Source organism: Streptomyces sp. NPDC008317 (genome assembly GCF_042955955.1).
Taxonomy (GTDB): Bacteria; Actinomycetota; Actinomycetes; order Streptomycetales; family Streptomycetaceae; genus Actinacidiphila.
In genome coordinates, this window is the sequence record NZ_JBIBFQ010000011.1 from 61,266 (window position 1) to 68,461 (window position 7,196).

The following is a 7,196-nucleotide window of genomic DNA, read 5'->3' on the forward strand; positions in this document are numbered from 1 at the left end:
CGACTTGAACGGTCCGCCGAACGATCCGCGGCACCTGGCGCGGACGGCGATGTCAGTGCGGCCCTCTAGGCTTGCCTCCCTATGACTGCCACGCCCCCACCCGCGCTCACCGACCTGCTGCACGCCGCCGTCACCGCCGTCGGAGGTGTCGAGCGGGCCGGTCAGGTCACCATGGCCCAAGCCGTCGAGGCCGCCGTGGACGACCAGTCCCATCTGCTCGTCCAGGCCGGTACCGGCACCGGAAAATCGCTCGGCTATCTGGTGCCCGCGCTCGCCCACGGCGAGCGCGTGGTGGTGGCCACCGCCACCCTCGCGCTCCAGCGCCAGCTCGTCGAGCGCGACCTGCCGCGCACCGTCGACGCGCTGAAGCCGCTGCTGCGCCGTGAGCCGCAGTACGCGATGCTCAAGGGCCGCTCCAACTACCTGTGCCTGCACCGCCTGCACGAGGGCGTGCCGCAGGACGAGGAGGACGGTCTCTTCGACCCCTTCGAGGCCGCCGCGCCGACCAGCAAGCTCGGCCAGGACCTGCTGCGGCTGCGCGACTGGGCCGACGAGACCGAGACCGGCGACCGGGACGGCCTCACCCCCGGCGTCTCCGACCGCGCCTGGAGCCAGGTGTCGGTCACCTCGCGCGAGTGTCTGGGCGCCACCAAGTGCGCCTACGGCGCCGAGTGCTTCGCCGAGGCCGCCCGTGAGCGCGCCAAACTGGCCGACGTGGTGGTCACCAACCACGCGCTGCTGGCGATCGACGCCATCGAGGGCGCCCCGGTGCTGCCGGGCCACGAGGTCCTGATCATCGACGAGGCGCACGAACTGGTCTCCCGCGTCACCGGGGTCGCCACCGGCGAGCTGTCCCCGGGCGCCGTCAACCGCGCGGTGAAGCGGGCGTCCCGGCTGGTCAACGAGAAGGCCGCGGACGCCCTGCTCACCGCCGCCGAGGGCTTCGAGCGCGTGATGGAGCTGGCCCTGCCGGGACGCCTGGAGGAGATCCCCGAGGATCTGGCGTACGTCCTCGCGGCGCTGCGCGACGCCTGCCGCCAGGTCATCACCGCCATCGGCGACACCCGCGACAAGTCCGTGCAGGACGAGGACGCGGTCCGCAAGCAGGCACTCGCCGCGGTGGAGCACATCCACGGGGTCAGCGAGCGGCTGGTGCTCGGCTCCGAATTCGACGTGGTGTGGTGCGAGCGGCACGACCGGTACGGGGCCTCGCTGCGGGTCGCCCCGCTGAGCGTGTCCGGACTGCTGCGCGAGAAGCTCTTCACCGAGCGCTCGGTGGTGCTCACCTCCGCCACCCTCAAGCTGGGCGGCGACTTCAACGGGGTGGCCGCCTCGCTTGGCCTGGCCCCCGAGGGCACCGAGGGCGAGGACGTCCCGCAGTGGAAGGGCATCGACGTCGGCTCGCCCTTCGACTACCGCAAGCAGGGCATCCTCTACGTCGCCAGGCACCTCAACCAGCCGGGCAGGGATAGCAACCGCGAGGACATGCTCGACGAACTCGCCGAGCTGATCGAGGCGGCCGGCGGCCGTACCCTCGGGCTGTTCTCGTCCATGCGCGGCGCCCAGGCCGCCGCGGAGGCCATGCGGGGCCGCCTGGACCACCCGGTGCTGCTCCAGGGCGAGGAGACGCTCGGTGAGCTGATCCGTACGTTCTCGCAGGACGCCAAGACGTGTCTGTTCGGGACGCTCTCGCTGTGGCAGGGCGTCGATGTGCCGGGTGTGAACTGCCAGTTGGTGGTGATGGACCGGATCCCGTTCCCGCGGCCGGATGACCCGCTGATGAGCGCCCGGCAGAAGTCGGTCGAGGAGCACGGCGGCAACGGCTTCATGGCCGTGGCCGCCACCCACGCGGCCCTGCTGATGGCGCAGGGCGCGGGACGGCTGATCCGGGCGATGGGCGACCGCGGCGTGGTCGCCGTACTCGATCCACGGCTGGCCAACGCCCGCTACGGCAGCTTCCTGCGGTCCTCCATGCCCGACCTCTGGTACACCACCGACCGCAATCAGGTCCGGCGTTCTCTGGCGGCGATCGACGCGGCGGCGACGGCGGCGGTCGTCGGCTGACAGGACGGGGAAAGGGCAGGGACGGGGCGGGGACAGGGCCGACGGGAGCGGGGCTTCAGGCTGGCGGCCCACGGGGGAGTCGTACGGCTCAGTCGACAGGAGGACGGCCGCTCAGCGGGCATGGCGGGGCCCCGGAACCGGCGCAGAGGTCCCGGGGCCCGTTCGTTGGGGTCGGTCAGACCCGGCGGAGCACCGCCACCACCTTGCCGAGGATCGTCGCCTCGTCGCCGGGGATGGGCTGGTACGCCGCATTGTGCGGAAGCAGCCACACGTGGCCGTTGTCCCGCTTGAAGCGCTTCACCGTGGCTTCGCCGTCCAGCATCGCGGCGACGATGTCCCCGTTCTCCGCGACGGGCTGACGGCGTACCGTCACCCAGTCGCCGTCACAGATCGCCGCCTCGATCATCGAGTCGCCGACCACCTTGAGCACGAACAGCTCGCCGTCGCCGACCAGTTGGCGGGGGAGCGGGAAGACGTCCTCGACCGACTCCTCGGCGAGGATCGGGCCGCCCGCCGCGATCCGGCCGACGAGCGGCACATACGAGGCGGAGGGCTTGCCCGCTGTGTCGGTGGGCTGCGGGTGGCCGCCGTCGGAGCCGCGGACCTCGTACGCGCGGGGACGGTGCGGGTCGCGGCGCAGGAAGCCCTTGCGCTCCAAGGCCATGAGTTGGTGGGCCACCGAGGACGTGCTGGACAGGCCGACGGCCTGGCCGATCTCGCGCATGGACGGCGGATATCCGCGACGCTGCACGGAGTCCCTGATGACCTCGATGACACGGCGCTGCCGCTCGGTGAGCCCGGAGCTGTCGGCACGAATACCGGGGGGCCGCCCGGGGAGCGATCGTGCGGGCTTCGGGCTGTTGTCTTCGCCTGTCACGTCCAACGGGCCGATCCGATCCTGGGAGCGGTCATGGGCGGTCAATGTGGCGCTGTCTGCGGTGGTGGTCACGGCGGCCCCTTTTCGATGTTCTCCCACCGCATGGACTGCGGCCGGCCCGCTTCGCAGTCGCGGGCAGTTAGTACAACGGTAGTGGGTTTCGAAAGGTTGCGCCAAACACACGTTCGAGTGAATCTGCGTAAATCCGCTGACGTGATCAAGATATCGGGTGTATTGGTCGAATGGAAGTTCGATTATCTACGGCCTGCCGAGCGTCCCGGGGGCTCCGTGCGGCTCAGTCTGCCACCCGTGCCCCGGCGGCGGGCCGTCACGACACTTCCCCTAGGCTCACCTCCGGCCGCGTGCGCGACACGCGGAGCGGCGGTGTTTGCCCGCCGCCCCCAGATCTAGTGGTTGTATATGCACCAGCCACCACCCGTAGTGGTTTCGCGGGGGGCCGGCGGCCCCAAACTCCGCGGGATCGCCTATGCTTGGGACTGCTTCGAGGGGCCGGCAAGGCTCCCCGAAGGCCATTTTGTCGTGCGCTCACCGCGGGTGAGGAAGGGAGCCGGGAACCATGCACTGCCCCTTCTGCAAGCACCCCGACAGCCGCGTCGTCGACAGCCGCACCACCGATGACGGCACCTCGATCCGCCGCCGTCGGCAGTGCCCGGACTGCGGTCGCCGTTTCACCACGGTCGAGACCGCGTCACTGATGGTCATCAAGCGCAGCGGAGTGACCGAGCCTTTCAGCCGCAGCAAGGTCATCGCGGGCGTGCGCAAGGCATGCCAGGGCCGCCCCGTCACCGAGGACGCCCTCGCCCAGCTCGGGCAGCGCGTCGAGGAGGCGGTCAGGGCCACCGGCAGCGCCGAGCTGTCGACCCACGACGTGGGACTGGCCATACTCGGTCCGCTGCAGGACCTCGACCTGGTCGCGTTTCTGCGCTTCGCCTCGGTCTACCGGGCGTTCGACTCGCTCGAGGACTTCGAGACGGCCATCACGGAGCTGCGCGAGCAGCTGCCACCCACCACTCCCGGCGGGCTCGACGAGGACCTCGGAGTCCCCGCGCCCGCAGTCGCCGCCGACTGAGCGGAACGGCGGGGACCCACAGATTTGCCGGAGCGCCAGGTGCGCCGAGGCGGCAGACATCACCGTGTTGCGGGAAGATCCGCGCACATTAGGGCGTTTTCGCCCGTATAGGGAGGCGGAATGACAGAGACGACGAGCGGCCCGGCACGCGGTTCCCGTACCAAGGGATCCAAGGCGAGCAAGGGTCTGCGCATCGAGCGCATCCACACCACCCCCGGCGTGCATCCGTACGACGAAGTGGTCTGGGAGCACCGTGACGTCGTCATGACCAACTGGCGCGACGGCTCGATCAACTTCGAGCAGCGTGGCGTCGAGTTCCCCGACTCCTGGTCGGTGAACGCGGTCAACATCGTCACCAGCAAGTACTTCCGCGGCGCGGTGGGCAGCCCCAAGCGCGAGAAGAGCCTGAAGCAGCTCATCGACCGAGTGGTGCTCACCTACCGCAAGGCGGGCGAGGACCACGGATACTTCGCCTCCCCCGCGGACGCCGAGATCTTCGAGCACGAGCTGACCTACGCGCTGCTGCACCAGGTGTTCAGCTTCAACTCCCCGGTGTGGTTCAACGTCGGCACCGCTCAGCCCCAGCAGGTCTCCGCCTGCTTCATCCTGTCCGTCGACGACTCCATGGAGTCGATCCTCGACTGGTACAAGGAAGAGGGCATGATCTTCAAGGGCGGTTCCGGCGCCGGCCTGAACCTCTCCCGGATCCGCTCTTCCAAGGAACTGCTCTCCTCCGGCGGCAACGCCTCGGGACCGGTCTCCTTCATGCGCGGCGCGGACGCCTCCGCGGGCACCATCAAGTCGGGCGGCGCCACCCGCCGCGCCGCCAAGATGGTCGTCCTGGACGTCGATCACCCCGATGTCGAGGCGTTCATCGAGACCAAGGTCAAGGAAGAAGAGAAGATCCGCGCCCTGCGCGACGCGGGCTTCGACATGGACCTGGGCGGCGACGACATCACGTCGGTGCAGTACCAGAACGCCAACAACTCCGTCCGTGTGAACGACGAGTTCATGAAGGCGTACGAGTCCGGCTCGAAGTTCGGGCTGCGCGCCCGGATGACCGGTGAGGTCATCGAGGAGGTCGACGCCAAGGCGCTCTTCCGCAAGCTCGCCGAGGCCGCGTGGGCCTGCGCCGACCCGGGCATCCAGTACGACGACACGATCAACCGCTGGCACACCTCGCCGGAGACGGGCCGGATCACCGCCTCGAACCCGTGCAGCGAGTACATGCACCTCGACAACTCGAGCTGCAACCTCGCCTCGCTCAACCTCATGAAGTTCCTGCGCGACGACGGCAAGGGCAACCAGTCCTTCGACGCCGAGAGCTTCGCCAAGGTCGTCGAGCTGGTCATCACCGCGATGGACATCTCCATCTGCTTCGCCGACTTCCCGACCCAGAAGATCGGCGAGACCACCCGAGCCTTCCGCCAGCTCGGCATCGGCTACGCCAACCTCGGCGCGCTGCTGATGGCGACCGGCCACGCGTACGACTCCGACGGCGGTCGCGGCCTCGCTGGTGCCATCACCTCGCTGATGACCGGCACTTCCTACAAGCGCTCCGCCGAACTGGCCTCGGTCGTCGGCGCGTACGAGGGCTACGCCCGCAACGCGGACGCCCACAAGCGCGTCATGAAGCAGCACTCCGACGCCAATGGCGCCGCCACCCGCGTGGACGACCTGGACACCCCCGTCTGGGCCGCGGCCACCGAGGCCTGGCAGGACGTCGTCCGGCTGGGCGAGAAGAACGGTTTCCGTAACGCGCAGGCGTCGGTGCTCGCGCCGACCGGCACCATCGGCCTGATGATGGACTGCGACACCACGGGCGTCGAGCCGGACCTGGCCCTGGTCAAGTTCAAGAAGCTCGTCGGCGGCGGCTCGATGCAGATCGTCAACAACACGGTGCCCGCGGCCCTCAAGCGGCTCGGATACCAGGCCGAGCAGGTCGAGGCGATCGTCGCCCACATCGCCGAGCAGGGCAATGTGATCGACGCCCCGGGTCTGAAGCCCGAGCACTACTCGGTCTTCGACTGCGCCATGGGTGAGCGCGCGATCTCCGCCATGGGTCACGTACGGATGATGGCCGCCGCCCAGCCGTTCCTGTCGGGCGCGATCTCCAAGACGGTCAACCTGCCGGAGACGGCGACCGTCGAAGAGGTCGAGGAGGTCTACTTCGAGGGCTGGAAGCTCGGCCTGAAGGCGCTCGCGATCTACCGCGACAACTGCAAGGTCGGCCAGCCCCTCTCGGCCAAGAAGAAGGACGAGAAGCCGGCCGAGGCCGCCGCCGAGGCGCCCGCCGCAGTCGAGAAGGTCGTCGAGTACCGTCCGGTCCGCAAGCGCCTGCCCAAGGGCCGTCCCGGCATCACCACGTCCTTCACGGTCGGCGGCGCCGAGGGCTACATGACGGCGAACTCCTACCCGGACGACGGCCTCGGCGAGGTCTTCCTCAAGATGTCCAAGCAGGGCTCCACCCTCGCGGGCATGATGGACGCCTTCTCCATCGCCGTCTCGGTGGGCATGCAGTACGGCGTCCCGCTGGAGACCTACGTTTCGAAGTTCACCAACATGCGCTTCGAGCCCGCCGGTCTCACCGACGACCCGGACGTACGGATGGCGCAGTCGATCGTCGACTACATCTTCCGCCGCCTGGCGCTGGACTTCCTGCCCTTCGAGACCCGCTCCGCGCTGGGCATCCATTCCGCGCCCGAGCGGCAGCGCCACCTGGACACCGGCTCCTACGAGGCCGCCGAGGAAGAGGTCGACGTCGAGGGCCTGGCGCAGTCCGCGCCGCGCGAGGTCCGCGAGGCAGAACCCCGTAAGCCGCTGGCCGTGGCCAAGCCCGAAGCGGGTGCGGCGGCGGTACCGGCGCCCAAGGAAGCGCACAACTCCACGGAACTGCTGGAGATCCAGCTCGGCCTCAACGCCGACGCGCCGCTGTGCTTCTCCTGCGGCACCAAGATGCGCCGCGCGGGGAGCTGCTACCTGTGCGAGGGCTGCGGATCGACGAGCGGTTGTAGCTGACATCCGGGCGCGGCCCGTTTGTTGAACTGACTGGTCAGGGCGGTGGGGGCCGGGGGGCCCCGGGGCCCCCCCCCCTACCGCCCCACCGGGGCCCCCCCCCCGTTCCCCCCCCCCCCCCCCGCCAACAACCGCGGGCAACCCCACAAC

Annotated in this window: 4 protein-coding genes; 3 read left to right on the forward strand and 1 reads right to left on the reverse strand. The window is 69.6% G+C overall.

What is annotated here, in order from left to right; all coding sequences use genetic code 11:
* The first annotated feature begins 81 nt into the window (after nucleotides 1–81).
* A complete protein-coding gene (locus tag ACFY9V_RS30420) occupies nucleotides 82–2,064 on the forward strand; it encodes a helicase C-terminal domain-containing protein (protein ID WP_391163812.1) in 1,983 nt (660 codons plus the stop codon).
* 175 nt (nucleotides 2,065–2,239) lie between these two features.
* Here ACFY9V_RS30420 and lexA read toward each other — a convergent pair whose 3' ends face one another.
* Nucleotides 2,240–3,013 carry a transcriptional repressor LexA gene (lexA, locus tag ACFY9V_RS30425; RefSeq protein WP_355338227.1) on the reverse strand — a complete coding sequence of 258 codons (774 nt, stop codon included), beginning with the start codon at nucleotides 3,011–3,013 and terminating at the stop codon, nucleotides 2,240–2,242.
* Nucleotides 3,014–3,518: 505 nt separating this feature from the next.
* Between lexA and nrdR the strand changes: the two genes are divergently transcribed.
* A complete protein-coding gene (nrdR, locus tag ACFY9V_RS30430; RefSeq protein WP_391052211.1) occupies nucleotides 3,519–4,031 on the forward strand; it encodes a transcriptional regulator NrdR in 513 nt (170 codons plus the stop codon).
* A gap of 120 nt (nucleotides 4,032–4,151) precedes the next feature.
* Entirely contained in the window at nucleotides 4,152–7,049 is a 2,898-nt protein-coding gene (locus ACFY9V_RS30435; RefSeq protein WP_355338233.1) for a vitamin B12-dependent ribonucleotide reductase, read from the forward strand.
* Nucleotides 7,050–7,196: the final 147 nt, after the last annotated feature.